Source organism: Streptomyces sp. NPDC037389 (assembly GCF_040636475.1).
In the GTDB taxonomy this organism is placed as follows: Bacteria; Actinomycetota; Actinomycetes; order Streptomycetales; family Streptomycetaceae; genus Streptomyces; species Streptomyces hesseae.
Genome location: NZ_JBEZUS010000007.1, coordinates 147,067 through 172,541, shown reverse-complemented (window position 1 = coordinate 172,541; position 25,475 = coordinate 147,067). Strand labels below are relative to the sequence as shown.

The 25,475-nt window shown below is 72.1% G+C and carries 22 protein-coding genes and 1 tRNA gene; 17 read left to right on the top strand and 6 right to left on the bottom strand.

Going from position 1 to position 25,475, the window contains the following annotated elements:
• Positions 1–41 precede the first annotated feature (41 nt).
• Positions 42–1,352 carry a M64 family metallopeptidase gene (locus AB0E98_RS17440; protein WP_361703091.1) on the top strand — a complete coding sequence of 437 codons (1,311 nt, stop codon included), beginning with the start codon at positions 42–44 and terminating at the stop codon, positions 1,350–1,352.
• A gap of 20 nt (positions 1,353–1,372) precedes the next feature.
• On the opposite strand, the gene AB0E98_RS17435 is transcribed toward AB0E98_RS17440, so the two are convergent.
• Positions 1,373–2,068 (bottom strand): helix-turn-helix domain-containing protein, encoded by a 696-nt coding sequence (locus AB0E98_RS17435; RefSeq protein ID WP_361703090.1) that lies wholly within the window; start codon positions 2,066–2,068, stop codon positions 1,373–1,375.
• Positions 2,069–2,164: 96 nt separating this feature from the next.
• Here AB0E98_RS17435 and AB0E98_RS17430 point away from each other — a divergent pair, with 96 nt between their 5' ends.
• Entirely contained in the window at positions 2,165–3,625 is a 1,461-nt protein-coding gene (locus AB0E98_RS17430) for an MFS transporter (protein ID WP_361703087.1), read from the top strand.
• 56 nt (positions 3,626–3,681) lie between these two features.
• Positions 3,682–4,113, top strand: coding sequence for a VOC family protein (locus AB0E98_RS17425; RefSeq protein WP_361703085.1), 432 nt, complete (start codon positions 3,682–3,684; stop codon positions 4,111–4,113).
• Between the two features lie 13 nt (positions 4,114–4,126).
• Here the strand turns inward: AB0E98_RS17425 and AB0E98_RS17420 are convergent, their stop codons facing one another.
• Complete coding sequence (locus AB0E98_RS17420) at positions 4,127–5,293, bottom strand: winged helix DNA-binding domain-containing protein (protein WP_361703083.1); 1,167 nt, start codon at positions 5,291–5,293, stop codon at positions 4,127–4,129.
• A 94-nt stretch (positions 5,294–5,387) separates the two neighbouring features.
• On the opposite strand from AB0E98_RS17420, the gene AB0E98_RS17415 reads away from it, so the two are divergent.
• Positions 5,388–5,891 carry a GNAT family N-acetyltransferase gene (locus AB0E98_RS17415; protein WP_361703080.1) on the top strand — a complete coding sequence of 168 codons (504 nt, stop codon included), beginning with the start codon at positions 5,388–5,390 and terminating at the stop codon, positions 5,889–5,891.
• On the opposite strand, the gene AB0E98_RS17410 is transcribed toward AB0E98_RS17415, so the two are convergent.
• Positions 5,857–5,929: transfer RNA gene (locus AB0E98_RS17410), tRNA-Arg, on the bottom strand. The genes AB0E98_RS17415 and AB0E98_RS17410 overlap by 35 nt on opposite strands.
• Before the next feature lie 259 nt (positions 5,930–6,188).
• Between AB0E98_RS17410 and AB0E98_RS17405 the strand changes: the two genes are divergently transcribed.
• The 3 genes from AB0E98_RS17405 to AB0E98_RS17395 are packed head-to-tail and all read left to right on the top strand — an operon-like array spanning position 6,189 to position 11,366.
• The gene (locus AB0E98_RS17405) at positions 6,189–7,784 is read left to right on the top strand and encodes a serine/threonine-protein kinase (RefSeq protein ID WP_361703078.1); all 1,596 of its coding nucleotides are present in this window, start codon (positions 6,189–6,191) and stop codon (positions 7,782–7,784) included.
• A 59-nt stretch (positions 7,785–7,843) separates the two neighbouring features.
• Positions 7,844–9,508 carry a succinic semialdehyde dehydrogenase gene (locus tag AB0E98_RS17400; RefSeq protein WP_361703076.1) on the top strand — a complete coding sequence of 555 codons (1,665 nt, stop codon included), beginning with the start codon at positions 7,844–7,846 and terminating at the stop codon, positions 9,506–9,508.
• Between the two features lie 7 nt (positions 9,509–9,515).
• Positions 9,516–11,366 carry a GMC family oxidoreductase gene (locus AB0E98_RS17395; protein ID WP_361703073.1) on the top strand — a complete coding sequence of 617 codons (1,851 nt, stop codon included), beginning with the start codon at positions 9,516–9,518 and terminating at the stop codon, positions 11,364–11,366.
• Between the two features lie 641 nt (positions 11,367–12,007).
• Here the strand turns inward: AB0E98_RS17395 and AB0E98_RS17390 are convergent.
• Positions 12,008–12,346, bottom strand: coding sequence for a chorismate mutase (locus AB0E98_RS17390; RefSeq protein WP_361703070.1), 339 nt, complete (start codon positions 12,344–12,346; stop codon positions 12,008–12,010).
• A 325-nt stretch (positions 12,347–12,671) separates the two neighbouring features.
• Here AB0E98_RS17390 and guaA point away from each other — a divergent pair, with 325 nt between their 5' ends.
• The 6 genes from guaA (at position 12,672) to AB0E98_RS17360 (ending at position 18,561) form a co-directional block, all read left to right on the top strand.
• Positions 12,672–14,276 (top strand): glutamine-hydrolyzing GMP synthase, encoded by a 1,605-nt coding sequence (gene guaA, locus AB0E98_RS17385; RefSeq protein WP_361703067.1) that lies wholly within the window; start codon positions 12,672–12,674, stop codon positions 14,274–14,276.
• A gap of 130 nt (positions 14,277–14,406) precedes the next feature.
• A complete protein-coding gene (locus AB0E98_RS17380) occupies positions 14,407–14,967 on the top strand; it encodes a carboxymuconolactone decarboxylase family protein (RefSeq protein ID WP_361703064.1) in 561 nt (186 codons plus the stop codon).
• Positions 14,968–15,090: 123 nt separating this feature from the next.
• Complete coding sequence (locus AB0E98_RS17375) at positions 15,091–15,705, top strand: Uma2 family endonuclease (RefSeq protein WP_361703062.1); 615 nt, start codon at positions 15,091–15,093, stop codon at positions 15,703–15,705.
• Between the two features lie 74 nt (positions 15,706–15,779).
• The gene (locus AB0E98_RS17370) at positions 15,780–16,586 is read left to right on the top strand and encodes a class II aldolase/adducin family protein (RefSeq protein WP_361703059.1); all 807 of its coding nucleotides are present in this window, start codon (positions 15,780–15,782) and stop codon (positions 16,584–16,586) included.
• Between the two features lie 214 nt (positions 16,587–16,800).
• Positions 16,801–17,826, top strand: coding sequence for a L,D-transpeptidase (locus AB0E98_RS17365; protein WP_361703057.1), 1,026 nt, complete (start codon positions 16,801–16,803; stop codon positions 17,824–17,826).
• A 171-nt stretch (positions 17,827–17,997) separates the two neighbouring features.
• Positions 17,998–18,561, top strand: a complete 564-nt coding sequence (locus AB0E98_RS17360; RefSeq protein WP_361703054.1) for a DoxX family protein — start codon at positions 17,998–18,000, stop codon at positions 18,559–18,561.
• Here AB0E98_RS17360 and AB0E98_RS17355 read toward each other — a convergent pair.
• Together AB0E98_RS17355 and AB0E98_RS17350 are read right to left on the bottom strand one after the other, a co-directional pair.
• The gene (locus AB0E98_RS17355; RefSeq protein ID WP_361703051.1) at positions 18,536–18,760 is read right to left on the bottom strand and encodes a hypothetical protein; all 225 of its coding nucleotides are present in this window, start codon (positions 18,758–18,760) and stop codon (positions 18,536–18,538) included. The two genes, AB0E98_RS17360 and AB0E98_RS17355, sit on opposite strands and share 26 nt — an antisense overlap.
• Entirely contained in the window at positions 18,747–20,219 is a 1,473-nt protein-coding gene (locus AB0E98_RS17350; protein WP_361703050.1) for a PspC domain-containing protein, read from the bottom strand. The genes AB0E98_RS17355 and AB0E98_RS17350 overlap by 14 nt, the downstream gene beginning before the upstream one ends.
• Positions 20,220–20,354: 135 nt before the next feature.
• On the opposite strand from AB0E98_RS17350, the gene AB0E98_RS17345 reads away from it, so the two are divergent.
• The 4 genes from AB0E98_RS17345 (at position 20,355) to AB0E98_RS17330 (ending at position 25,456) form a co-directional block, all read left to right on the top strand.
• On the top strand, positions 20,355–22,157 hold the full coding sequence (locus tag AB0E98_RS17345) for a serine/threonine-protein kinase (RefSeq protein WP_361703047.1): 1,803 nt from the start codon (positions 20,355–20,357) through the stop codon (positions 22,155–22,157).
• 115 nt (positions 22,158–22,272) lie between these two features.
• Positions 22,273–23,547: a PspC domain-containing protein gene (locus AB0E98_RS17340; protein WP_361703044.1), complete on the top strand. Its 1,275-nt coding sequence runs from the start codon at positions 22,273–22,275 to the stop codon at positions 23,545–23,547.
• Positions 23,544–24,239, top strand: coding sequence for a response regulator transcription factor (locus tag AB0E98_RS17335; protein ID WP_311611652.1), 696 nt, complete (start codon positions 23,544–23,546; stop codon positions 24,237–24,239). Before AB0E98_RS17340 ends, AB0E98_RS17335 begins: the two co-directional genes overlap by 4 nt.
• 101 nt (positions 24,240–24,340) lie before the next feature.
• Positions 24,341–25,456: an alpha/beta hydrolase-fold protein gene (locus tag AB0E98_RS17330; protein ID WP_361703041.1), complete on the top strand. Its 1,116-nt coding sequence runs from the start codon at positions 24,341–24,343 to the stop codon at positions 25,454–25,456.
• Positions 25,457–25,475 lie beyond the last annotated feature (19 nt).

Genomic DNA, 25,475 nt, shown 5'->3' with positions numbered 1-25,475 from the left:
GCCACTTAATGCAGCGGGTTTCGGTTCGGGAGGACCCCCCCATGCACACGTACAGACGAATATCCTTGGCGGCGGGCGCGGCCTTACTGTCCGCGCTCGCCGCTGCTCCGGACGCTTCCGCCGTTGGTGCCACGCCGACGCCCAAACCCACCCAGCGGGTGGAGTACTTCACCGAGCCCGGCGGTCACCCCCACCACAGGACCGTCCCGGCTTCCCCCACCCCGAGCCGTTCGCTCGCCCCGGCCCCGGCCGTCAAGGGCGACGGCGCCGTGACCTCCGTCGTCAACAACGGCGCCGTCGGCAGCAAGCTCGACGTCGTCTTCATCGGCGACGGCTACACCGCCCCCCAGCAGGAGGCCTTCCACGCGGCCGTACGCGCCAAGTGGGCGAAGATGACGGCGGTCGAGCCCTACGCCTCGTACCGGAACCTCTTCAACGTCTGGGCCGTGGACGCCGTTTCGCGCGACTCCGGCGTCTCCGGTGACCCGGCGCGGGACGTGAAACGGGACACCGCCCTCGGCTCGGGCTTCTTCTGCGACGGGGTCGAGCGGCTGCTGTGCGTCGACACCGGCAAGGTCGAGTCGTACGCCGCCAAGGCGCCCGCCGCCGATCTCGTGGTGGTGCTCGCCAACTCCGCCAAGTACGGCGGGGCGGGCTACAACGACGTCGTCTCCCGGGTCGGCTACGACGGCATCGCCACCGCCTCCTCCGACAACGACCGCTCCGACCAGATCGCTGTCCACGAGACCGGTCACTCGCTGGGCAAGCTCGCCGACGAGTACCAGTACGACGAGTACGGTACCTACACCGGCGCCGAGCCCCGCGACGTCAACATCAGCACGCTCGACGCGGGCCGGATGGCCGCGCAGCGAACGAAGTGGTACCGCTGGCTGGGCCAGTCGTCGCCGGACGGCGGCACGGTCGGGTCCTTCGAGGGCGGCGGGTACTACCCCAAGGGCCTCTTCCGCCCCACCGAGAACTCGATCATGCGGTCGCTGGGGCGGGAGTTCAACCTCCCCGGCCGTGAGGCCATGATCGCGGGCTTCTACCGGCACGCGAGCGTGCTGACCGCCACCGACGGAATGGCGGCCGCCGGTTCGACGGTCGGGCGCGGCGCGCGCGTGGGCGTCCGGCTGCCCGCCGCGACGAGCACCGTGCACTGGTACGTCGACGGTCACGAGGTCGTCTGGTTCCGGGGGAAGACCGCGGTCGTGCCGTCCGCCCTGGGCGTCCCCCGCGACGGTCGTGCGCACACGCTGACGGCCCGGGCGGTCGACCGTACGGACGCGGTGCGCGACCCGGAGCTGGCCAAGCGGCTGAGCGGCGAGCTGTCGTGGAAGGTCGTGGGCTGAGGCGAAGTACTGACGCAGTCCTATGAGGGCCGCGCGTCCGCGTCGAGGACGTGCGAGCCCTCATAGGCGTGGGCGAGCCGGGAGAAGCCCAGGTCGAGGGCCTCGGTGGCGGCGGCGCGCACCCGCTCGACGGGCTCGTCCGCAACGAGGGCGGTGTGCAGGACGTCGTAGGCCCGTTCCCCGGCGGCGACGGCCAGCGCGGCGAAGAGCTCCAGCTCGGCCCGGCTGGCCCGCGGGGCCCGTGCCGTCAGCACCTCGGTGAGCAGCCGCTGCCGCTCCCGGCCCATCGGCAGATAGCCGCTCATCAGCGCGGGGCTGCCGCGCAGCACCCGGGCGAAGACCCGCCCGGTCTCCAGCCGGTCCGGGTCGAGGACCAGCTCGATGCCGTGGGCGTAGAACTCCCGCAGGCCCGCCATGAGCTCGGCGCCCGTCCGGGCCGGGGCCACCGAGTCCGGCAGGCCCTCCCGGAACTCCTCGCGGCGGCTGAAGAAGATGTCCTCCTTCGACGCGAAGTGCGTGAAGACCGTCGCTGGCGCCACATCGGCCTCCGCCGCGATCCGCGTGAGCGTCACCGCCTCGAAGCCCTGCTCGGCGAAGAGCCGGAAGGCCGCGTCGGAGATGGCGCGACGGGTCCGCTCCCGTTTGCGGCCGCGCATCCCCGTGGCGGGCGATGCGCCGGGGGAGGGGCTGCCGGCGCTGGTCGTGGCCTTTGTCATGGCGTCAAGAATAACCACCGGACAAGCAGAAGTAGAGGTGCTATATTTTTGTAGTCGCTCTAGTTTCGATGCTCCCGATGGGGTGAGATCGCCCGCATGCACACCGCCACCACCCCCCAGCGGACGGAGGACGGCCCGACGGCCGCCGCCGGTCCGCGCTCCACCGCCGCGATCCTGGCCATCGCCTGCGTGGCCCAGTTCATGGTCATCCTCGATGTGTCGATCGTTAACGTGGCGCTGCCGTCCATGGGGGCCGAGCTCCACCTCGACGGCGCGGGCCAGCAGTGGATCGTCAACGCCTACACCCTGGGCTTCGCCGGGCTGCTGCTGCTCGGCGGCCGGCTGGCCGACCTCGTCGGCACCAAGAAGGCCTTCCTGACCGGCGTGGCCGCCTTCACCGCCGCCTCCCTCGCCGGCGGCTTCGCCACCGACGGCGGCCTGCTGATCGCCGCCCGCGCGGTGCAGGGCGTCGGCGGCGCCGTCCTCGCGCCCGCCACCCTCACCCTGATCATGACGACCTTCACCGAGCCCGCCGCCCGTACCCGGGCCATGGGCGCCTGGAGCGCCGTCATGGCCGCCGGCGGCGCCGTCGGCGCCGTGATCGGCGGCATCCTCACCGAGTACGCGGGCTGGCGCTGGGTGCTGTTCGTCAACGTCCCCATAGGCATTGCCCTGCTGGCCGCCGCGCTCGCGTACGTCCCGGCCGCCGCCTCCGGCCAGGGCGGGCTCCGCCGCCTCGACCTGCCCGGCGCGGTGACCGTGACCGCCGGGCTCACCGCCCTCGTCTACGGCATCGTCGCCAGCGAGACCCACGTCTGGGGCTCACCACAGGTGTGGGGGCCGCTCGTGGCGTCCGCCGCCCTGCTGGCCGCCTTCGTCGCCGTCGAGGCCCGCGTCGCCCATCCGCTCGTACCGCTGCGCGTGCTGCGCCGCCGGGCCGTCGCGACCGCGAACCCGGTCGTCGTCGTCATCGGCGCGGCCATGTTCTCGATGTGGTTCGTGCTCTCCCTCTACTTCCAGCGCGGCCTCCACTACAGCCCGATCCGCGCCGGCATGTCCTTCGTGCCCGGCTCCCTCGCGATCATCCTGGGCGCCCGGATAGCCACCCGCTTCATCGGCCGCACCGGGCCGCGCCCGCTGCTCGTCGGCGGCATGGCCCTCAGCTCGATCGGCTTCCTCTGGCTCTCGCGCGTCGACGCGAGCGGCGGCTACACCACCGACGTCCTGGCGCCGTTCGTACTGGCCACCCTCGGTACGGGCCTCGCCACCATGCCCGCCACGGTGGCCGCGACCGCCGGCGCCGACCGCGCCGAGGCCGGGCTCGCCTCGGGCCTCGTCAACACCTCCCGGCAGGTCGGCGGAGCCGTCGGCCTCGCCGTCGTCGGCACCGTCGCCGCGCACGTCACAGCGGACCGCCTCGCCTCCGGCGCGCACGACATCGCCTCCGCGCTGGCCGCGGGCTATGGAAGGGGACTGCTGGTCGCCGCCGCGTTCACCGCGTGCGCGGCCCTCGGCGGCCTCGCCCTGCCGGGTCGGCCGGCACGCCCGACCCCCTGACCACCTCGTTCCACCGGTTCCACCGGTTCCACCGATCCTCAACCGAAGGAGCAGTCATGGCAAACGAGTTGAACCACATCATCGTCCACGTCAAGGACCGCCGGGAGACCGCGGCCTTCGTCGCGGGACTCATGGCCGCCGAGGCCCCCCGCGACTGGGGCCACTTCACCCAGATCACCAGCTCCAACGGCGTCGGCATCGACTTCTGCGACGACCTGGTGGCACCGGACGACCTCAACACCAGTCACCTCGCCTTCCTCGTCACCGACGGGGAGTTCGACGCGATCCTCGCCCGGATCACCGAGCGCGGGCTCCCCTACTTCCCCGACCCGCTGATGAGGGCCGAGGCCGAAGGCACGATCAACCACGAGTACGGCGGCCGGGGCCTCTACCTCCGCGACCCGGGCGGCACGGTCGCGCTGGAGTTCATGACCACGCCGTACGGGGAGGAGTGGACCGAGCGCCCGACGCGCCAGTCGGAGGTCTGAGGGCCCGGCGGGCTCACCGCACCAGCTCCCGTTCCAGCGGCGTACGGAACCGGGGCGTGACGCGTACGTCCCCCAGCCACGTGGCCAGCCGCCCGGCCTCGGCCTCGACGGCGGCGGCCGTGTCACGTCCCGTGTCCGTCAGGGCCCGCCAGACGATCTCGCCGTTCGCCCGCTGGGCCCAGCCGCCGACGATCCGGCCGTTCCACCACACCGTGGGCCCGATGTTCCCCGCGCGGTCGAAGAGGAAGGGGACGTGCTCCGGGTCCAGATACCAGTCGCGCTCCCGCCAGCCCATGGCCGTCGGGTCGAGCCCTGGCAGCAGCGCCGCCCAGTCACCGGTGGGTTCGACGTGCTCGAGATCGTCCGGCAGTGCGAGCCCCGGCCCCCGGTCGAGCCGCACGCCCACGGCCCCCACGTCCGCCAGCGCCGCCCGCGTATCGCGCAGCGACCAGCCCGTCCACCACTTCAGATCCGCCTCGGTCGACGGCCCGTACGACGCGAGCCACCGCCGCACCAGCTCCGCCCGGGCCTCGCGCTCGGGCAGCTCGGGAACGCGGGGCGCGGGCGCCCACGCGTAGAGGCTGCTCGTCCAGGACCCGCGCGGCCTGGACCGCCGCACATGTCCGTCCGACGCCAGCAGCCGCAGCACCCGGCTCCCCACGCTCTGCCGCGCCTCGTACGGCTTGCCCGGCGACATCGTGATCTTCTCCCGGAGCGCGGGCACGTCCTTGGCCAGCTCTGCCGTCGTCGCCTCCCCGCGCGCGGCGAGCGCCTCCAGCACCGCCTTCTCGGTCTCCGCGAGCCGCCGCTCGTCCCATGCCTCCCCGAGGGCCTTCAGCAGCCCGGCCCGTGCGCGCAGAGCGACGGGGCGAGCGGTGGAGTACTCCACACAGGGGGCGGCGTCGATGCTCACGGCGAAGATCGTGCTCCGCATCGACCACAGCTTGATCAGCGTCACGTCGTCGTACAGCCCCCGCTCCACCTCGGCCGGATCCGGCTCGGCGAGCCGCGCGCAGGCGGACAGATAGACGGTCGCCGCGTCGGTGGCGTGCAGCCCGACGACCGCGTCCGCCACGTCCTCGACGGCGGTGGCCCGATGCGCGGGCGCGAGAAGATGCCGGCTGCCGAGCCGGGCACGACGCGCGTCGTCACTGATGCGGGGGAGGGCACTGCTGCTCATGAGGGCGACGGTAGACGGGAAATAGGACAGATCCCGTCCTAGGGCGCGGGAAATGGGGGTGCGCAACGCCCATGGGGCTGAGACGGTGCGCCGTATGACCGACGCGAAAATCGTGATCATCCGCCGCGCGGAGCCGGCCGACGCGCCTGGAGCCGCCGAGGTGTGGCTGCGCTCGTACGACGCCGCCCTCCCGACCGTCCGCCGCGCCCACACGGACGACGAGGTACGGGCGTGGTTCCGCTATGTGGTCGTGCCCGAGCGCGAGACGTGGGTGGCGGAAGGGGAAGCCGGGGCGATCGTGGGTGTGATGGTCCTCCAGGACGGCCACCTCGACCAGCTCTACCTGGCCCCGGAGCACCGGGGCGAGGGCCTGGGCGACCGCTTCGTCGGGCTGGCCAAGGAACGCCGCCCCGAGGGCCTGGAGCTATGGACCTTCCAGATCAACGCCCCGGCCCACCGCTTCTACGAGCGCCACGGCTTCACGGCGGCGGAGCGTACGGACGGCTCCGGAAACGAAGAACGGGAGCCGGACATTCGATATGTCTGGCTCCCGTCGAAGAGAGTGCGCTCGGCAGGATTCGAACCTGCAACCTCTTGATCCGTAGTCAAGTGCTCTATCCGTTAAGCTACGAGCGCTCGGCGTCCCGGTGGCGTTTCCGCTGGCCGGTCGGCGTTGCGGGAACAACTGTACATGAATGTCGAGGGTGGTTTTTCCGGCCGGTGCGGGGCAGGCGGACGAAGTTCGCGAATCGGGCAAATGTTGCGCCAGCGGAAATCCCCACCCCTGGCGCCCCCGCGCGCCGGGAAACGCCGGAGCGATACCCAGGGCGTGCCGCCGGGTGAAGCGTCCGGCACGGGCCCGGTCGGGCGGGTGGGGGTGGGGCAATATGGGCTCATGGGCACCTTCGCTGCACACGGCGGTCTCATCGCCGGGCGGTACCGGCTGGGCCGGAAGATCGGGCGCGGCGGTATGGGCACCGTATGGCGTGCCATGGACGAGCTGTTGGCGCGCGAGGTCGCGGTCAAAGAGCTGCACGTGGACGAGCAGCCGTCCGAGCGGGAGACCCGGGCGCAGTACGGACGGATGCTGCGCGAGGCGCGCGCGGTCGCGTTGATCAGGCATCCGAACGTGATCGTGATGCACGACATCGTCGAGCAGGACGGCCGGCCCTGGATCGTCATGGAGCTGATCGACGGCCGTTCCCTGTCGGGCCTGTTGTCGGCGGAGGGGCCGGTCGGCGTCCAGGAGGCGGCGCGGATCGGGATCGCGCTGCTGGGCGCGTTGCGCGCGGCGCACGCGCGGGGCGTGCTGCACCGGGACATCAAGCCGCCCAACGTCCTGTTGGAGGAGACCACCGGCCGCGTCGTGCTCACCGACTTCGGCATCGCCCAGGTCTCGGGCGTCACGACGATCACGGAGACGGGCGCGTTCGTCGGCTCGCCCGAGTACACCGCGCCGGAGCGGATGTCGGGCGGGAGCACGGGCCCGGAGTCCGATCTGTGGTCGCTGGGCGTCCTGTTGTGCACCGCGCTCAGTGGTGAGTCGCCCTTCCACCGTGACTCGCTGGGCGGCATCCTCCACGCCGTCGTCTACGACGAGATCCGGCCGCCCGCCGCGGCCGGTCCGCTGCTCCCGGTCGTCCGCGGCCTGCTGGAGCGGGACCCGGCGCGACGGATGAGCGCGGACGAGGCGGAGGCGCTGCTCAGGGCGTTTCTCGAGGCCGGCCGACTGCCCCCGGACCGGCTGCCCACGCGGCCCGCCCTCCCGCTCTCGCCCCACACCCCGGCGCTGTCCGGAAACCACGCCCGCACGACCCTGATGGTGGCGCTCACCGTGGTCGCGCTGGCCGGCATGGGCGCCGGGGCGGCGGCGCTGCTGATGAACGAGGACGGCGCGAAGAGGGGGCTCGCCGACGGGAAACCGCCCTTCTCCGCACCCTTGACGCCCGGCGCGTCGGCGGCGGTGTCCGTGTCGCCGTCCACGCCACCGCCACCACCCGCCAGTGCCTCAGTCACCGCGCCCGCCGGATATCGCTCCGTCCAGGACCCGGCGGGCTTCGCTTTCGCCGTGCCCGACGGATTCACCCGTTCCCTGGAGCCGCCGCGCGTCTTCTACTACTCGCCCGGCAAGGACTTCCGCATCGGCTTCCTCATCCAGGACGTCCAGGAAGGCGGTCCGATCACGGTCATGCGCGCCTCCGCCGCCCTCGCCCCCGACCGCTATCCCGGCTACCGGGACGGCAAGGTCGAACGGACCGAACTGCGCGGCCACCGGGCGGCGTCCTGGGAGTTCACCTGGGACGGCTTCGAGGAGAAGGAGAACAAGGCCCCGGCCGGCTCCCGGCACACCTACGACCTCGCCTGGGAGGAGGGGGAGAAGATGTACGACGTATGGGTGTCCTCGCCGGTGGGAAAGGCGGACGAGGGCAAACGGTACTTCGATACGGCGCTGTCCACCTTCGTACGGACGAGGCCCGTCTCCTCCCCCTGACAAGAGAGTTGATTACCGCCGGGTATTCAAAGCGACCCGCCCGGCATACGCTCACCCGCATGACGGACACGCAGGACACTGGAACAGTCGCCGATGGCAAGCCGGTCGTCGATGGCGACGCCGTCGATGGCGGCGTTTCCCCCGACGGCAATCCCGTCGCCCCGGCGTGCGCCCGCGTCGCGGCCGACGTCGTCACCTCGGAGCTCGTCGCCCGGCTCACGCGTGCGGTGGTGAGCTCCGGCGGCCGCACGGCGAGCCACGCCCCCTTCACCGGGTGGAAGCTGGCCGACCTGCCGGAGTCCTCGTCCGAGGACGTGACGGAGGCCTTCGCCCGGGCCCGCGAGGCGCGCCGCGCCTGGGCGGAGACCCCCGTACGGCGCCGGGCGGCCGTACTGCTGCGCTTCCACGACCTCGTGCTCGCCCGCCAGGCCGAGATACTCGACCTCATCCAGCTGGAGACGGGCAAGGCCCGGCTGCACGCCCATGAGGAGGTGCAGGCCGTCGCCGTCGCCGCCCGGCACTACGGCCGGTGGGCCCCCGTCTATCTGCGGCCCAAGGCGCACCTGGGCGTCCTCCCCACCCTCACCCGCGTCACCGAACTGCGCGTGCCGCGCGGCGTGGTGGGCCAGATCGCACCCTGGAACTACCCCTTCGAGCTGTCCGTCGGGGACGCCCTGCCCGCCTTCGCCGCGGGCAACGCCGTGGTGATGAAGCCCGACACCCAGACCGCGCTGACCGCCCTGTGGGCCCGTGAGCTGCTGATAGAGGCCGGGCTTCCGGAAGACGTGTGGCAGGTGGTGCTCGGCGAGGGCCCGGTCGTCGGTCCCGCCGTGGTCGCCCACGCCGACTACGTCTCCTTCACCGGCTCCACCCGCACCGGCCGCGAGGTCGCCCGGGGCGCGGCGGCCCGGCTCATCGGCTGCTCGCTCGAACTGGGCGGCAAGAACGCCATGCTGGTGCTGCGCGACGCGGACGTCGAGAAGGCGGCGGCGGGCGCGGTCCGCGGCTGCTTCTCCTCCGCCGGCCAGCTGTGCGTCTCCATCGAGCGGCTGTATGTCCACTCCTCCGTGGCAAACCTCTTCCTGGAGCGATTCGCCGCGCGTACGAAGGCCCTGCGCCTGGGCACGAGCCTCGCCTACGGCGCCGACATGGGGTCGCTGGTGTCGCAGCGGCAGTTGGAGAACGTCACCCGGCACGTGGACGAGGCGGTGGCCAAGGGCGCCACGGTCCTCGCGGGCGGCCGCCCCCGGCCGGACATAGGACCGCTGTTCTACGAGCCGACCATCCTGGACGGGGTGGAATCACCCATGGCGGTCTGCACCGAGGAAACGTTCGGTCCGGTGGTCTCCGTCTACCGCTTCGACGACGAGGACGAGGCGGTGCGCCTCGCCAACGCCACCCCGTACGGCCTCAACGCGAGCGTGTGGACGGCGGACGGGCGCCGGGGCCGGGCGGTCGCGGCCCGGCTGCGGGCCGGCACGGTCAACGTCAACGAGGCGTACGCGGCGGCCTACGGCAGCGCCCGCGCGCCGATGGGCGGCATGGGCGACTCCGGCCTGGGCCGGCGGCACGGCGCGGAGGGCATCCTCAAGTACACGGAGGCGCAGACGATAGCCCAGCAGCGGCTGGTGCCGATGGGACCCGCGTTCGGCCTGGACGACGAGGCGTACGCACGGCTGATGACGGGCGGGCTGCGCGCCCTGAAGGCGCTCCGGCTGCGCTGAGGAGGCGATGGCTATGGCATCGGCAGAGCACGAGGCACGGTACGAGGCACCGCACGACGCACCGCATGAGGCATCGCACGACGCGCCGTACGACTACGACGTCGTCGTCGTGGGATCCGGCTTCGGCGGTGCCGTATCCGCCCTCCGCCTGACGGAGAAGGGCTACCGCGTGGGCGTGCTGGAGGCGGGCCGCCGCTTCACCCGCGACACCCTGCCCAGGAACTCCTGGGACCTGCGGAACTACCTCTGGGCCCCGGTCCTCGGCCTCTACGGCGTCCAGCGCGTCCACCTGCTCGGCAACGTCATGGTGCTGGCGGGCGCCGGCGTCGGCGGCGGCTCGCTCAACTACGCCAACACCCTCTACGTACCGCCGAAGGCGTTCTTCGACGACCCGCAGTGGGCCGGGATCACCGACTGGGAGCGCGAGCTGCGCCCGCACTACGAGCAGGCGCGGCGGATGCTGGGGGTGCGGATCAACCCGACAACCACCCCGTCGGACGTCCATCTCAAGGCCGCCGCCGAGAAGATGGGAGTGGGGGACACCTTCCACATGGCGCCGGTAGGGGTGTTCTTCGGGGACGGGCGGGACGGCGACGGCGAGCGCCGCGCCCGGCCCGGCGAGGAGGTGCCCGACCCCTACTTCGGGGGCGCCGGGCCGGACCGGCGGGCCTGCGTCGAGTGCGGCGAGTGCATGACGGGCTGCCGGCACGGCGCGAAGAACACCCTCTGCGAGAACTACCTCCACCTCGCCGAGCGCTCCGGAGCGGTGATCCACTCGATGACGACGGTGCTGGCCGTCACCGAGCACCGTGACGGCGGATATCGCGTCGTCACCGTCCCCACGGACCGGCGGCACGGGCGCCACCGGGCGCGCCCGGTGGCGCTGCGCGCCCGGTACGTGGTGCTCGCCGCCGGTACGTACGGCACGCAGACGCTGTTGCACACGATGCGGGACAAGGGCCTGCTGCCCGGGATCTCCCCCCGGCTCGGCATGCTGACCAGGACGAACTCCGAGGCGCTGGTCGGCGCCCAGACCACCGACCGTCGCTACCGCGAACGCCACGGTGGGCGACCCGACTTCACCCGGGGCGTCGCGATCACGTCGTCGATCCACCCGGACGCGGACACGCACATCGAGCCCGTCCGCTACGGCAAGGGCTCCAACGCGATGGGCTTCCTGTCCGTCCTCCAGGTGCCCGTCGGGACGCGGGCGCCCCGGGCGGTGGCCTTCGCGGGACGGTGCGTCCGCCACCCCGTCCTGCTGTTGCGGTCACTGTCCAACCGCCGCTGGTCCGAGCGCACGATCATCGGCCTGGTGATGCAGTCGCTGGACAACTCCCTCACCACGTACCGGCGGCCGAAGGGCCCGGGCAAGGGCCTGCTCACCGCCCGGCAGGGCCACGGCGAGCCCAACCCCGTACAGATCCCGCAGGCGGCGCGGGCGGCGTCCCTCGTCGCGGAGGAGATCAACGGCTTCCCGGGCAGCAACGTCGGCGAGCTCATCGGCACGCCGCTCACCGCGCACTTCATCGGCGGCTGCCCGATCGGCGCCGACGCTTCCGGGGGCGTGATCGACCCGTACCACCGGCTCTACGGCCACCCGGGCATCTCGGTCGTCGACGGCGCGGCCGTCTCCGCCAACCTCGGCGTCAACCCGTCCCTGACGATCACGGCGCAGGCCGAGCGCGCGATGTCCTTCTGGCCGAACAAGGGGGAGACCGACCCCCGCCCCGAGCAGGGACGGGTGTACGAGCGCACGGCCGCCGTCGAGCCCCGGCACCCGGCCGTGCCCAAGGACGCCTTCGCGGCGCTGCGCCTGCCGCTGCTGCCGGTGCCGAGGGTGCCGCGGGATTCCTGACGTACTGGGCGCACGGGACACGGCGAAGGGCCCCGGGCCGCCTCCGCGGGGGCGTGCGGGCGGCCACGGGGCCCTTGACTGCCGGCACCGAGTTCAGGGCAGGGTCGGTGCCGCGGAGCGGCGCCGGGGGGAGCGCCGCGGGCTTGTGGGGATGACTGAACCGGATATCTGAACCGGATACCTGAACCAGAGGTTTGAACCGGATGGTTGAACCAATGGCGGTGGGACGCAAGCGAATTGGTGCGGACTTGCGGTCCCCCTTGGCATCGTGGGGGATGCGCCTCCCGGGCGCAACCGTTTCGACCGGATACGGTCGGTTCCAGGCGTCCCCGGAACCGACCGTCCCTTGGGCGGCGGCCGGGCTGCTGTCCCCTGCTGACCGGTCGCCTCGCCACCGGAGGGGGGTCCCACGACACGCGTGCTCGCGCGTCTCCCACTCCGGCGGATCCGCCCTGTCGATGCCGGGCGCCCAGGCCGACAGGGACGGAAGCCACGCGTGGATTTCAAGAGGACCGCTCCTGGCTGGTGCGGTCACCGGTATTAACGAAGATGATCAGCCGCCGGTCACGGCGCCGTACGGGTGACGGCCCCCGCCCGTCCGGCTGACGGCGCGGGCCGCCGGCCTCGTCCCCCGGAGCCCCTCAGACGCGGCCCCGGCACAGCTCGAGCAGGGTCATGGCCAGCGCGGTGCCCGGCCGGCCGAGCTGCTCGCGGTAGTGGCCGAGGATCTCCATCTCGCGGGAGAGGTTGACGCGCCGGCCGCCGGAGCCGATGCGCTCGCGCTGGATCACCGCCGAGACGGCCATCCGCTCCTGCACGAGACCGATGATGCGGCCGTCGAGATCGTCGATCCGCCCCCGGGCGTCAGTGATCACTCCGGCGGCCTCGGGGGTACGGGCGCCGGTGTCGGCGGGGGTCGTGGTGGCCGGGGCGGTGGTGCCGGCGGTCGTGGCGATGGCGCCGAGCGCGTTCATGGTCATGTCGGATTCTCCAAAAGGGCCGGGGCCCCCGGAGGCGGACAGGTCCGGGAAAACGACAGGCGCCCCGGGCCTTGTCGGCCCGGGGCGCCTGGGAAGTCGCTTGTCAGTTGCTCAAGCAGCACGACCATGGCAGCCGGACGGGCCGGGTGCCATAGGTAAAGACGAAGGTCAGGTGCTTGCGCATGGCGCCCAGTATGGCCCGGGAACGGCCCCGTGGCCAACGCGCCCCGGGCCGGTATTCGGATGGTGAGACAAAAGGAACCCCCCGCTCCCCGGTAGAATCGACAAATACAGACCCCCTCCCGACCGCCGGAAGGCCGCTCCCGTGTCAGCAGCACCCCCCGCCGCCGTCCACGACAACACCGCGGAACCGGTGCTCGTTGTCGACTTCGGCGCGCAGTACGCCCAGCTCATCGCCCGCCGTGTCCGTGAGGCCCGGGTCTACAGCGAGATCGTCCCCAGCACGATGCCCGTCGCTGAGATGCTCGCCAAGAAGCCCAAGGCGATCATCCTCTCCGGCGGTCCCTCCTCCGTGTACGAGGAAGGCGCCCCGCGCCTGGACGACGCCCTCGCCCTCTTCGAGGCCGGCATCCCCGTCTTCGGCATGTGCTACGGCTTCCAGCTGATGGCCACGACGCTGGGCGGCACGGTCGACAACACCGGCGCCCGTGAGTACGGCCGCACCGCGATGCGCGTCAGCAAGAGTGGTTCCACGCTCTTCGAGGGCACCCCCGTCGAGCAGTCCGTGTGGATGTCGCACGGCGACGCCTGCTCGGCCGCGCCCGAGGGCTTCGCCGTCACCGCCTCCACGGACCTGGTGCCGGTCGCCGCCTTCGAGAACGACGAGAAGAAGCTCTACGGCGTGCAGTACCACCCCGAGGTGATGCACTCCACGCACGGCCAGCTGGTTCTGGAGCACTTCCTCTACCGCGGCGCGGGCATCGAGCCGTCCTGGACCACGGGCAACGTGATCGAGGAGCAGGTCGAGGCGATCCGCGCGCAGGTCGGCACCAAGCGCGCGATCTGCGGCCTGTCCGGCGGCGTGGACTCCGCCGTGGCCGCCGCCCTGGTGCAGAAGGCCATCGGCTCCCAGCTGACCTGCGTCTACGTCGACCACGGCCTGATGCGCAAGGGTGAGACCGAGCAGGTCGAGAAGGACTTCGTGGCCGCCACGGGCGTCCAGCTGAAGGTCGTCGACGCGCAGGAGCGATTCCTCGGCGCGCTCGCAGGCGTCTCCGACCCGGAGACCAAGCGGAAGATCATCGGCCGGGAGTTCATCCGCGTCTTCGAGCAGGCGCAGGCCGAGATCGTCGCCGAGGGCGCGGCCGGCGGCGAGGACGTCGCGTTCCTCGTCCAGGGCACGCTCTACCCGGACATCGTCGAGTCCGGCGGCGGCACCGGCACCGCCAACATCAAGTCCCACCACAACGTGGGCGGCCTCCCCGAGGACCTGGAGTTCGAGCTCGTCGAGCCGCTCCGCCAGCTCTTCAAGGACGAGGTCCGCATGGTCGGCCAGGAGCTCGGCCTGCCCGCCGAGATCGTCCAGCGCCAGCCCTTCCCGGGCCCGGGCCTCGGCATCCGCATCGTCGGCGAGGTCACCCAGGAGCGCCTGGACCTGCTGCGCGAGGCCGACGCCATCGCCCGCGAGGAGCTCACCACCGCCGGCCTCGACGCCGAGATCTGGCAGTGCCCGGTCGTGCTGCTCGCCGACGTCCGCAGCGTGGGCGTGCAGGGCGACGGCCGTACGTACGGCCACCCGATCGTGCTGCGCCCGGTCTCGTCCGAGGACGCCATGACGGCGGACTGGACGCGCATGCCGTACGACGTGCTGGCGCGGATCTCCACGCGCATCACGAACGAGGTGCGCGACGTCAACCGTGTGGTGCTGGACGTGACCAGCAAGCCGCCGGGGACGATCGAGTGGGAGTAATCCCCACGCGATGACAAACGGCCGTGCCGCCCCTCCTCATGTGGAGTGGGCGGCACGGCCGTTTCGCTGTCTATGCGGCGTGCTTCCGGTGCGGAATGCTGGTGGATCCACGCCAGTGAGAGGAGACGTTGTGCCGCACATAGACGTGGGGAACGACGCGCCCGGGATCATCGGCCTGATGCGGTTCCGCCCGGAGACCGCCGACCCGCTGAACGACCTGGCGGACGCAATGCTCCGCGCTCCCGGTCCGCTCTCCCGGGGCGAGCGCGAACTGATCGCCTCCTATGTCTCGCACGGCAACGGCTGTGCCTTCTGCACCGGCGGGCACTCCGAGGTCGCCGCCCGCGAACTCGAAGGCGGCATGCCGGCCGTCCGTCGCGTCCTGGACGACCACGACTTCTCCGGCTTCCCGGAGAAGATCGGCGCTCTGCTCACCATCGCCGGCCTTGTCCGTAAGGGCGGCAAGGAAGTCACCGAGGAGTCCGTCACGGCCGCCCGCAAGGCGGGCGCCACGGACGTGGAGATCCACGACACGGTGCTGATCGCGGCGGCGTTCTGCATGTACAACCGCTACGTGGACGGCCTGGCGGCTCCGCTTCCGGCGGACCCGGCGTCGTACGGTCGGCAGATGGCGGACCGGGTCGTCGCCCACGGCTACGCGAACGGGCCGGGGGCGCGACGGGAGGAGTGACGTTTCCGCGCGCTTGATCCGGTCGTACGTCGGTGCCATAGGTCATTCGTTCGGGTGGCGGCAGCGGCGTTTGGGGTGGGTAGGCTGGCCGAAGAGGCGAGACTCCGTCGTATGGGAGCAATGATGAGCGCCGCACCCGAGTTCGAGCTGGATGAGCAGTACAACTATCCGGTTCCGCCGCCGGGTGGCTGGACGGCGGACGACCTCGACCGGCTTCCGAACCTGCCCAGGCGTACTGAGCTGATTGACGGGAGCCTCGTCTTCATGAGCCCGCAGATCAAGTTCCACTTGCGGACCATGCGGTTGCTGGAAAACACCCTCCTGGACCAGGCGCCGGACGAACTGGACGTTCTCCGGGATTTCAGTGTCAGGCTGAACAACCGAAACCGGCCGGAGCCCGATGTCCTGGTGGTGCCACTCGACGTGGACACAGGGCCAAAGGAGACGCGAGTCAGGCCGGAAGACGTGATTCTCGCGATCGAGGTTGTCTCCGAGGACTCCGTCGAGCGTGACCGTGAGGTCAAGCCTCGTAAGTACGCGGCTGCGGGCATCCCGCACTTCTGGCTGGTCGAGAAGAACGACGGGTTGCCCGTCGTATATGTCTATGAACTCGCCCCTGTCGCCAAGTCCTATGCCCTCACCGGCATCTATCACGACAAGCTCACGCTGAGCGTTCCCTTTCGCATCGACATCGACCTCACCGCGATCAATCGGCGTCGCCCCGTGCAGGGCGGCTGAGTCTCGGGCCCTGGCCTCCTTTGATGCCCGGCGGTAGTTTCCTGACAGCCAGGGATCACGGAGGAGGCCGCACCATGCCCGAGGCCGGCGCCAGCGCATCGCCCCCCACCCCCATACCCACCGACCAGCTCCACTTCGCCATGCCCCCCAAGCACGACTCCGTCGAGGACGAGCGGCGGTATCGCAAGGAGCGGCTGGCCGCCGCGTTGCGGCTGTTCGGGCGGTTCGGGTTCGAGGAGGGCGTCGCGGGCCACATCACCGCGCGGGACCCGGAGTTCACCGATCACTTCTGGGTCAATCCGTTCGGCATGTCCTTCAAGCACATCGCCGTCGGCGATCTGATCCTGGTGAACCACAAGGGGCAGGTCGTCCAGGGCCGCCATCACGTCAATCAGGCGGCCTTCGCGATCCACTCGCAGATCCACCGCGCCCGCCCCGACGTCGTCGCCGCCGCACACAGCCACTCCACCTACGGACGCGCGATGTCGACTCTGGGGGAGCTGCTGGAGCCGATCACCCAGGACGTCTGCGCGTTCTACCAGGACCACGCGCTCTTCGACGACTACACGGGCGTCGTGGTGGACGAGGAGGAGGGGCGGCGCATCGCCTCCGCCCTCGGGCCGCACAAGGCGGTGATCCTCCGCAATCACGGGCTGCTGACCGTCGGCGACTCGGTGGACGCGGCCGCGTGGTGGTTCATCACGATGGAACGGTCCTGCCAGGTGCAGCTGGCGGCGAAGGCCGCCGGGAAGCCCGTGCTCATCGATCCGAAGAGCGCCGAGCACACCCGTGACCAGCTGGGGAGCGACCTGGTGGCGTGGATCAACTACCAGCCGCTGTATCAGCAGATCACCCGCAGTGAGCCGGACCTGCTGGACTGAGCCGGGTCGATCCCGGCCCGATCCGGCCTGATCCGATCCGGCCTGATCAGGACCGCTCCGGAACGAGGCCCCGGCCGGGTCGTCCACCCCCGCCGTTCGGCGGGGGTGGCTCGTTCTTTTGGGCGTCTTTGCAGTTCTTTTACCTTGTTTACGATGGTCGGAAGCCGAGGCGGCCCGCCTCGGCTCTGTCGTGTCATGAACCGGTAGGAGAACCATGCGCCTCACCCGTGCCGTCGGGCTGTCCGCCGCCCTCGCCCTGACCGGGCTGGCCGTCACGGCGTGCGGCGGTGGCGCCGAGGCCGAGGAGCGGCCCGCGAAGTCCTCCGCGCCGGCCTCGTCCGCCGCCACCCCCTCCAGCCCCGCCCCCGTCACGGAGAAGCCCGCACCGGAGGCCGCGCTGCTCAAGGGCGCCGCCAAGGTCGTGCGGCCCGAGATCGCCCCGGCCAACGGCGAGAAGGTCGGCGTGGGCCAGCCCATCGCGATCGTCTTCAAGCAGCAGAAGGTCGCCAAGGAGCTGCGCGCCGGCATCGAGGGACGGCTGAAGGTCTCCACCTCCCCGCAGGTCCCCGGCGCCTGGCACTGGAACGAGTCCAAGGGCGACACGCGCGTCCACTTCCGTCCCGAGAAGTACTGGCCCGCCGGCACCAAGGTCACTCTCGACGCGCGGCTCGCGGGCGTGAAGCTCGCCGAGGGCACCGCGGCCGACCGCGACCGGACGATCTCCTTCACCATCGGCGACTCGATGGTCAACACCGTGGACCTCAAGACCCACAAGCTGACCGTCGTCCGCAACGGCAAGACCCTGCGCACCATCTCGGTCAGCGGTGGCGACGAATCGAAGGGCTTCGGCACCCGCGAGGGCGTCAAGACCATCCTCGCCAAGGAGGGCCGCGTCGTCATGGACTCGCTCTCCATCGGTATCCCGCGCAACCACCCCGACGGCTTCTACGGCTCGTACGACTACAGCATGCGCGAGACGGTCAGCGGCGAGTACGTCCACGCGGCACCCGACAACGCCGAGTCCTTCGGCAAGGAGAACGTCAGCCACGGCTGCATCGGCATGTCCACCACCGACGCCAAGTGGCTGTACGAGCTGACCCTCAAGGGCGACGTCGTCCAGGTCACCGGCAGCACCAAGCCCAAGCCCATGGACCACTTCGGCAACGGCTACGGCGACTGGAACCTGACCTGGGAGCAGTGGCTGGACGGCAGCGCGCTGGGCGTCCGCTCCGGAGCCTGACGCATATCCCCACCACGCCGTCCCCATGACGCGCAAGCCCTGTGGACAACCCCCGCCGTTCCCGGCCGGGGTTGTCCACAGGGCTGAACGCGTCGCGCGTTCCGTACGTATGGTCGGAGTACGACGCGCGGGGGACGGCGAGGGAAGGCGAGGGCGGCGATGGCCGACGGCATGTCACACAAGGCGGGCCCGGCATACGGGTCGGGCCCGTCATACAGGGCACGAGGGGATCTGGGGCGCTATGCCCTGCTCCCGCTGCGCCTCTTCCTCGGGATCACCTTCGTCTACGCGGGCCTCGACAAGCTCACCGACTCCGCCTTTCTGACGAGCGGCGACGGGCAGGGCTCCATCGGCGCCCTGATGGAGTCGGTGCGTGGCACGGCCGCGCTCCCGGGCCTGGTGGATCTCGCGCTGAAGAGTCCCGTCGGCTTCGGCTACGCGATCGCGTTCGGCGAGCTCGCGGTGGGCCTGGGGACTCTCCTGGGGCTTTTCGCGCGGATCACGGCCGCCGGAGGCGCCCTGATATCGCTCAGCCTCTGGCTGACCGTCAGCTGGGCGGCCACGCCCTACTACTACGGCAACGACCTCGTCTATCTGATGGCCTGGCTGCCGCTGATACTCGCGGGCGCACCCCTGCTCTCGGCGGACGCGGTGCTGGCCGGCCGGCGGAGGGGGCGCGCCCGGGGAGGGGTGCCGTTCAGCCGAGTCGCTACGGCTGCCCGTCGCGGTCGGTGAGCCGCGCCCGGCGGCGGCGTACGGAGAAGGAGAGGGAGGAGACCAGGCCCGCCAGGCAGAATCCGCCCGCCAGGACGGGCAGCAGCAGATAGGAGGGGATGTGCCACCGGCCGTCGGCCGCCGCCAGATAGACCAGGCCGCCGCCCAGCAGCACCAGGCCGATGACCAGCCTTCCCGGTTCGAAGTCATGCCGCGCCACGGATCACCTCCACCTGGCCGATGCCGGCCTTGAGTTCGAGGCGCAGGGTGCCGTGCGAAGGGTGCCCGGCGCCGGGGGACAGTGTGGTCCGGCGGTGCCCGCCGGGCTGGACGTCGACGTCCTGGGGGCCTTCGCCCGGGAGCTGGATGTCGCCGAGGCCGACCTGGATGTTCAGCTCCGCCGTGACGTCCTGCGGCAGGACGACCTGGAGCTTGCCCGCCCCGACCTCCGCGCTCACGCCGGACGGCGCCGCCCCGCCGGACCCGGACCAAGGCACGCCGGTCAGGTCGAGCACGCCGACGCCGGTGCCGAGTTCGTAGTGATCGCGGATCTCGGCCTGGCTCGCCGGGCGCCAGGTCGTACGGGACCAGTCGGCGGTCACGGACTTCGGCAGCGCGGCGGCGCCGGTCAGCAGGGCGCCGGTGAGCACGGCCGCGACGACCGTGCCGCCGCCCGTGCGGCCGTACCGGGAGCTGATCGCGATGCCCAGGCCGAAGACGACCAGGGCGGCGGCCAGCCCGAACTCCAGGGAGGTGTTCAGCGGGCGGTGATGCCAGGTCAGACCGGTGCCGAGGCCGAAGGCGACCAGGGCCAGCAGGAACGTCCAGCCGCCCAGCCATGGGCCCTGGCCTGCCCCTGCCCCGGACCCGGCACTGACCCCGGCCCCGGACGCCGGTCCGGTAACGCGCTCGGAGACGCGCTCGGAGGCCGGGGACGGGCGGGCGCCATGGGCCGGGCCGGCCGTCGAGTACGGCCCGGTGCCGGTGACCGTTCCGGCCCAGCCGTGCGCCCACTTGGCGACGCGGTCCCGGATCGGGGCCGCGGTGTCCTGGACGTCGTGGTCCGGGCCCCAGAGGTAGCCCGTGCCGGGGGCGCCCGGGGCGGAGTCCCGGACGGAGTCGCGCCACCAGGAGGGGGCGCCCGGAGCCGGGGGGGCCTGGGTCTCCGGCGGGGCCTCCATGGCCTTGTGCGCCTTGAGCGTCTTGTGGGTCCGTGCCGCTCCGGCCGCCGTGCCCTCAGCCCCCGCGGTGTCCTCCGGCCCGGCCTCGGCCAGCCGGCGGTGCTGCGACCAGTACGCGGCGCCGCTCAGGGTGACGATCAGCATCAGCGCGAAGGACATCACACCGCTGTTGTTGAGCATGGAGAGGAAGAGGCCGGAGCCCACCAGCGCGCACAGCACGGCGGTCAGCGCCGCGCCCTCGACACGCCCGGAGAGCATCCGGCGCGCCTCGTTCTCCTCCTCGCCCTCCAGGGGGATCAGCAGCCAGGCGAAGCCGTAGACGATCAGGCCGAGGCCGCCGGTGACGCCCAGCACGCCGAGCGCCACCCGGAAGATGACGGGATCCATGTCGAAGCAGCGCCCGAGCCCACCGCAGACCCCGGCGATCAGCTTGTGCTCGCGGCTGCGCCGCAGCGGTGGTGTGGCGGCGGGCTCGGAGGTGGGTGGCGCGTCGGTCATAAGGACATGGTGTCAACCGGAATGTATGTACGGCACCCGTGGCGACCCTGGACGTTCCCTGAGATCACCCCTGAGATCGATCCGGTTATGGTGGCGCATCGAACATATGGCGGGGGAACCGGAGGGGGTCGCGCGGTGCACGGTGCAGCGCCTGAGGCGGGTCGGCTGGTCGCCGGCCGGTACCGCCTGGCCGAGCGGATAGGCCGGGGCGGCATGGGCACCGTCTGGCGCGCCGAGGACGAGTTGCTGGCCCGTCAGGTCGCGGTGAAGCGGTTGCACGTCAACCCCGGCCTGGAGGAGGACGAGCTCGCCACCCTCTACGAGCGCACCCGGCGCGAGGCGCGCAGCGCGGCCCGGATCGCCCACCCCAATGTGGTCGTGGTCCACGATGTGGCCGAGGACGGCGGCCTGCCCTGCATCGTGATGGAGTACGTGCCGTCCACGACGCTCGGCGACGTCCTCAAGCGCGGCCCGATCGGCCCCGAGGACGCCGCCCGCATCGGGCGCGGCATGACCGCCGCGCTGCGTGCCGCGCACGCGGCCGGGGTGCTGCACCGCGACGTGAAACCCGGCAACGTCCTTCTCGGGTACGACGGGCGGGTCGTCCTCACCGACTTCGGCATCGCCCAGTCCACCGGTACGTCCACTCTCACCAAGACCGGCGAGATGGTCGGCTCGATCGACTACATCGCCCCCGAGCGCGTCAAGGGTGCCAAGCCGGGGCCGGCTTCCGATCTGTGGGCGCTCGGCGCCACGCTCTATCAGGCCCTGGAGGGTCGCCCGCCGTTCCGGCGGGACACCGCCGTCGAGACGGCGTACGCCATCGCCATGGACCCGCTGCTGCCGCCCCGGCACGCGGGGCCGCTGACCAAGCTGATCGAGACGCTGCTGGCCAAGGACCCGGCCCTGCGGCCCCCGGCCGAGCTGGTCGAGCAGATCCTCCGGGAGCCGGCGGCCGAGGCCACCACGGCCGCCCATCGGACGCCCCACGGACTCGCCGCGCCCCCGGCGCCCCCCGCGCCCCGCCCTGCCCCGCCCGGCCCGGAGTCGGCCGCCGCCCCGTCCGCCGGGCAGCGGGCCGGCGCGGAAGCCACCCCAGCCCCCGCCCCCACTCCTGCCCCCACTCCCGCCCCCGCGCCCCGGCCGGACGCCACGGCGACGGCGCCGACGACCGCCTCGACCGTCCCGGCGACCGCGCCGACGGTCGCCGCACCCACCGTCGGGCCCGCCGTCCCGCCTTCGTCCACTCCGCCCTCGTCCACCGCGCCCGCGCCCGCCCCCGTCAAGCCCCGCCGCCGGGCGGCCCGCTGGTGGTGGGCGGTCGCCGCGACCGTCGTCGCGGGCGCCCTCGCCGCCTGCGCGTACGTCCTCACCCAGGGCGGCGGCGAGGACACCTCCGCCGAGCGGCCCGACACCACCCCGACGCCGGCCCCGGCCCGCAGCGCCACCCCCACGCCGAAGCCGCCGCCGACCTACCCGCCCGTCCCCCAGGGCTACCACCTCGTCGAGGAGAAGCGGCTCGGCGTCTCCTTCCCCGTCCCCGACGGCTGGACCCGGCAGGAGAAGTCCTCCCGCGAGGTCGACTACATCGACCGGACCGGGCTCGTCGGCCTCAAGATCAACGTCCTGGACTTCGCGGGCCGTGACCACGTCCAGCACTGGAAGGACGTCGAACAGCAGCTCAAGGCCTCCTCGGAGATCAGGAACTACCGCCGGGGCCGGCTCCAGGAGACGACCTTCCGCGACGAACCGGCGGCGATCTGGGAGTTCACCTGGTCCGGCCGGGTCCGGGACTTCCAGGCGGTCGACCTGGGCTTCGGCCGCGAGGGCGGCGCCGAGTACGCCATCTACCTGTCCGCCCCGAAGGCCGACTGGGAGCGTCACCGGCCCGTGTTCGACGTGGTCCGCGAGGGCTTCCGCACGGGGAAGCAGCTCTGACCGGGGCCCGGCCGGACCGGGCCGGGCCTGACCTCCCGTCACCCTCGGTAATCCCCGGGTCCGGTCAGGGTCGACCCTGATGTCCGCGCGGGGCCGACCATGTGACGATCAGTGCATGACCACCGCTCCGCACCCCGACGGCCCGCCCCTGCGCAAGCTCTACCGCAGCGACGAAGGGCGGATGCTCGGCGGCGTGGCGCGCGGGCTGGCCGGGCATCTGGGCGTGCCGGTGGCCTGGGTGCGGCTGGTGTTCGTGGCGCTGATGATGGCTCAGGGGATGGGCGCGCTGCTCTACGCGGTGTTCTGGTTCGTCGTGCCGCTCGGCGTCGGCGGTGTCGAAGCCCCGCGCCGGCCGTTCGCGGAGGTCTCCGTCTCCGCCGACGGGCACCGCAGGCTGCTCGCCCGCAAGCCCGACCGGGGGCAGGTCGCCGCTCTCGTCGCGCTCGTCGTCAGTGCCTTCGTCTTCCTCGACCGCCTCCACCTCGGCCGTGCCAACGCCTACCTCGTGCCCCTCGTGCTGATCTGCGCGGGCGTCGCCCTCGTCTGGCGCCAGGCCGACAACGCCCGCCGCGCCCACTGGGTGGAGGTCGGCCGCCGCAAGCGCGTCCTGCCCCTCGCGCGGGCGGGCGCGGGCGTGGTGCTGGTCGGCGTCGGCGCCACCGGCGTCGTCGTCCTCCAGGGCTCCGTCGAGCACCTGGGGACGGTCCTCCAGGCGTCGCTCGCCATGGTGGTCGGCATCGCGCTGCTGGCAGGGCCCTCGGTCGTCCGGATGGCCCAGGACCTCTCCGCCGAGCGGACCATGCGCATCCGGGCCCAGGAGCGCGCCGAGGTCGCCGCCCACGTCCACGACTCCGTCCTCCACACGCTCACCCTCATCCAGCGCAACGCCGAGGACGCCCGCGAGGTCGCCCGGCTCGCCCGCGCCCAGGAGCGCGAGCTGCGCAACTGGCTCTACGACCCCGAGGGCCGCGGCAAGGAGGAGGCCGAGGGGCCCAGCACCCTCGGCGAAGCCGTCCGGGACACCGCCGCCCGCGTCGAGGACCACCACGGGGTGCCCATCGAAGTCGTCGTGGTCGGCGACTGCCCCCTCGACGACCGGCTGGACGCCCAGCTCCAGGCGGCCCGTGAGGCCATGGTCAACGCGGCCAAGTACGGTGGCGAGGGCGGAGCCGTGCAGGTGTACGCGGAGGTCGAGGGGCGTACGGTCTTCATCTCGGTGCGTGACCGCGGCCCCGGTTTCGACCTGGACGCGGTACCGGAGGACCGGATGGGCGTCCGGGAGTCGATCATCGGCCGGATGCAGCGCAACGGCGGCACCGCTCGCGTGCGACCCGCGCCCGGCGGGGGGACGGAATGGGAGCTGGAGATGGAGAGGGCGGAGAACGGATGACGACCGAGCAGACGGCAGGGGAGACGGCGGAGCGCCACGTCCGGGTCGTGCTGGTCGACGACCACCGGATGTTCCGGACGGGCGTGCAGGCCGAGATCGGGGCCACGGACCGTACGGGCGTCGAGGTGGTCGGCGAGGCCGCCGACGTCGACCAGGCGGTCACGGTGATCACCGCGACCCGCCCCGAGGTGGTGCTGCTGGACGTCCACCTGCCCGGCGGCGGCGGGGTCGAGGTGCTGCGCCGCTGCGCCTCGCTGATGACCGGCCAGGAGAGCCCGGTCCGCTTCCTCGCCCTGTCCGTCTCCGACGCCGCCGAGGACGTCATCGGCGTCATCCGGGGCGGCGCCCGCGGCTACGTCACCAAGACGATCACCGGCGGTGATCTGGTCGACGCCATCTTCCGGATCAAGGACGGCGACGCGGTCTTCTCGCCCCGCCTGGCCGGCTTCGTCCTCGACGCCTTCGCCTCCACGGACGCCCCGCCCGTCGACGAGGACCTCGACCGGCTGACCCAGCGCGAGCGCGAGGTGCTGCGGCTGATCGCGCGCGGCTACGCCTACAAGGAGATCGCCAAGCAGCTCTTCATCTCCGTGAAGACCGTGGAATCGCATGTCTCGGCGGTGCTGCGCAAGCTCCAGCTGTCCAACCGGCACGAGCTGACACGCTGGGCGACGGCACGTCGCCTGGTGTGACCCTCGCCCGTCGGGCGGCCATCGGCGGAACCTCGTGGAGTTCCTCGCCATCTAGTCACTGGCGACAGGAACAGCACCGCGAACGAGAGCCCGATGATCCGATGAGCCTGACGGGGACCCCCTTCCTCCTGATCACGATCGCCCTGGTCGTGGTGGCCCTCGCGCTGCCGCTGGGCCTCTGGGGCCGAATAGGCGGGCCGCGGCCCGTCCGGCACGCGGTGCGCTTCCTGATGCTGCTGTTCGCGCAGGCCACGGCGATCGTGATGGTCTTCGTGGTCGTCAACAACAGCAACGGTCTCTTCGACACCTGGGCCGATCTCCTCGGCACCGGCGACCACGTCAGGGCGGCCGCCGACCTCGGCCCGGACGGCACCGGCGGCAAGGCGGCCGACCAGGCGCCGAGGACGGTCGCCAAGTTCAAGCCCACCGCCGACAGGCGCATGGGCCCCGGTGTCCTGGAGACCGAGCTCAAGGGCCACATATCCGGCGTGGAGGGCGAGGTCTACGTCTGGCTGCCCCCGCAGTACGACGACCCCGCGTACAAGGACAAGAAGTTCCCCGTGGTCGAGGTGCTGCCCGGCTTCCCCGGCTCGGCGAAGGCCTGGTTCGGCACCCTTGAGGTGAACACCCAGCTCAAGCCCATGATGCAGCGGGGCGAGGTGGCCCCCTTCATCATCGTGGCGCCGCGCACCACCCTCCTCGGCGACACCGACACCGGCTGCGCCAACATCCCCGGCAAGGTCAACGCCGACACCTGGCTCAGCGTCGACGTCCGCAAGATGGTCACCGACACCTTCCGCGCCGACGACCGGGCCGACGGCTGGGCGATCGCCGGCTACTCCGCGGGCGCCCACTGCGCCGCCAAGCTGGCCGTCGCGCACCCCGACCGCTACCGCGCGGGCGTGAGCCTGTCCGGCTACAACGACCCCGTCGGCGAGCCCGGCGCGCTCACCGCGAAGACCCCGGAACTGCGCGAGGCCAACAACCCGCTGAAGATCCTCCAGCACGCCGCGACCCCGCCCAAGGTGGCGCTCTTCGTCTCCGGCGCCGAGGCCGACGGCTACCAGGGCGGGCAGGCGCTCAAGCAGGCGGCCAAGCCGCCGACGACCGTGCAGACCGTCCTGGTGCCGGCGGGCGCGGGCGGCCACGGCACGGCCGTCTGGAAGCGGCAGGTCCCGGACGTCTTCAAGTGGCTGACCAAGCAGGTGGCCCACTAGCCCGTAGGCAGCCGCACGG

Bases quoted from the DNA above. Each gene is read 5' to 3' on its own strand.
- AB0E98_RS17440 (WP_361703091.1), top strand. From the start codon at position 42: ATGCACACGTACAGACGAATATCCTTGGCGGCGGGCGCGGCCTTACTG.
- AB0E98_RS17435 (WP_361703090.1), bottom strand. From the start codon at position 2,068: ATGACAAAGGCCACGACCAGCGCCGGCAGCCCCTCCCCCGGCGCATCG.
- AB0E98_RS17430 (WP_361703087.1), top strand. From the start codon at position 2,165: ATGCACACCGCCACCACCCCCCAGCGGACGGAGGACGGCCCGACGGCC.
- AB0E98_RS17425 (WP_361703085.1), top strand. From the start codon at position 3,682: ATGGCAAACGAGTTGAACCACATCATCGTCCACGTCAAGGACCGCCGG.
- AB0E98_RS17420 (WP_361703083.1), bottom strand. From the start codon at position 5,293: ATGAGCAGCAGTGCCCTCCCCCGCATCAGTGACGACGCGCGTCGTGCC.
- AB0E98_RS17415 (WP_361703080.1), top strand. From the start codon at position 5,388: ATGACCGACGCGAAAATCGTGATCATCCGCCGCGCGGAGCCGGCCGAC.
- AB0E98_RS17405 (WP_361703078.1), top strand. From the start codon at position 6,189: ATGGGCACCTTCGCTGCACACGGCGGTCTCATCGCCGGGCGGTACCGG.
- AB0E98_RS17400 (WP_361703076.1), top strand. From the start codon at position 7,844: ATGACGGACACGCAGGACACTGGAACAGTCGCCGATGGCAAGCCGGTC.
- AB0E98_RS17395 (WP_361703073.1), top strand. From the start codon at position 9,516: ATGGCTATGGCATCGGCAGAGCACGAGGCACGGTACGAGGCACCGCAC.
- AB0E98_RS17390 (WP_361703070.1), bottom strand. From the start codon at position 12,346: ATGACCATGAACGCGCTCGGCGCCATCGCCACGACCGCCGGCACCACC.
- AB0E98_RS17375 (WP_361703062.1), top strand. From the start codon at position 15,091: ATGAGCGCCGCACCCGAGTTCGAGCTGGATGAGCAGTACAACTATCCG.
- AB0E98_RS17370 (WP_361703059.1), top strand. From the start codon at position 15,780: ATGCCCGAGGCCGGCGCCAGCGCATCGCCCCCCACCCCCATACCCACC.
- AB0E98_RS17365 (WP_361703057.1), top strand. From the start codon at position 16,801: ATGCGCCTCACCCGTGCCGTCGGGCTGTCCGCCGCCCTCGCCCTGACC.
- AB0E98_RS17360 (WP_361703054.1), top strand. From the start codon at position 17,998: ATGTCACACAAGGCGGGCCCGGCATACGGGTCGGGCCCGTCATACAGG.
- AB0E98_RS17350 (WP_361703050.1), bottom strand. From the start codon at position 20,219: ATGACCGACGCGCCACCCACCTCCGAGCCCGCCGCCACACCACCGCTG.
- AB0E98_RS17340 (WP_361703044.1), top strand. From the start codon at position 22,273: ATGACCACCGCTCCGCACCCCGACGGCCCGCCCCTGCGCAAGCTCTAC.
- AB0E98_RS17335 (WP_311611652.1), top strand. From the start codon at position 23,544: ATGACGACCGAGCAGACGGCAGGGGAGACGGCGGAGCGCCACGTCCGG.
- AB0E98_RS17330 (WP_361703041.1), top strand. From the start codon at position 24,341: ATGAGCCTGACGGGGACCCCCTTCCTCCTGATCACGATCGCCCTGGTC.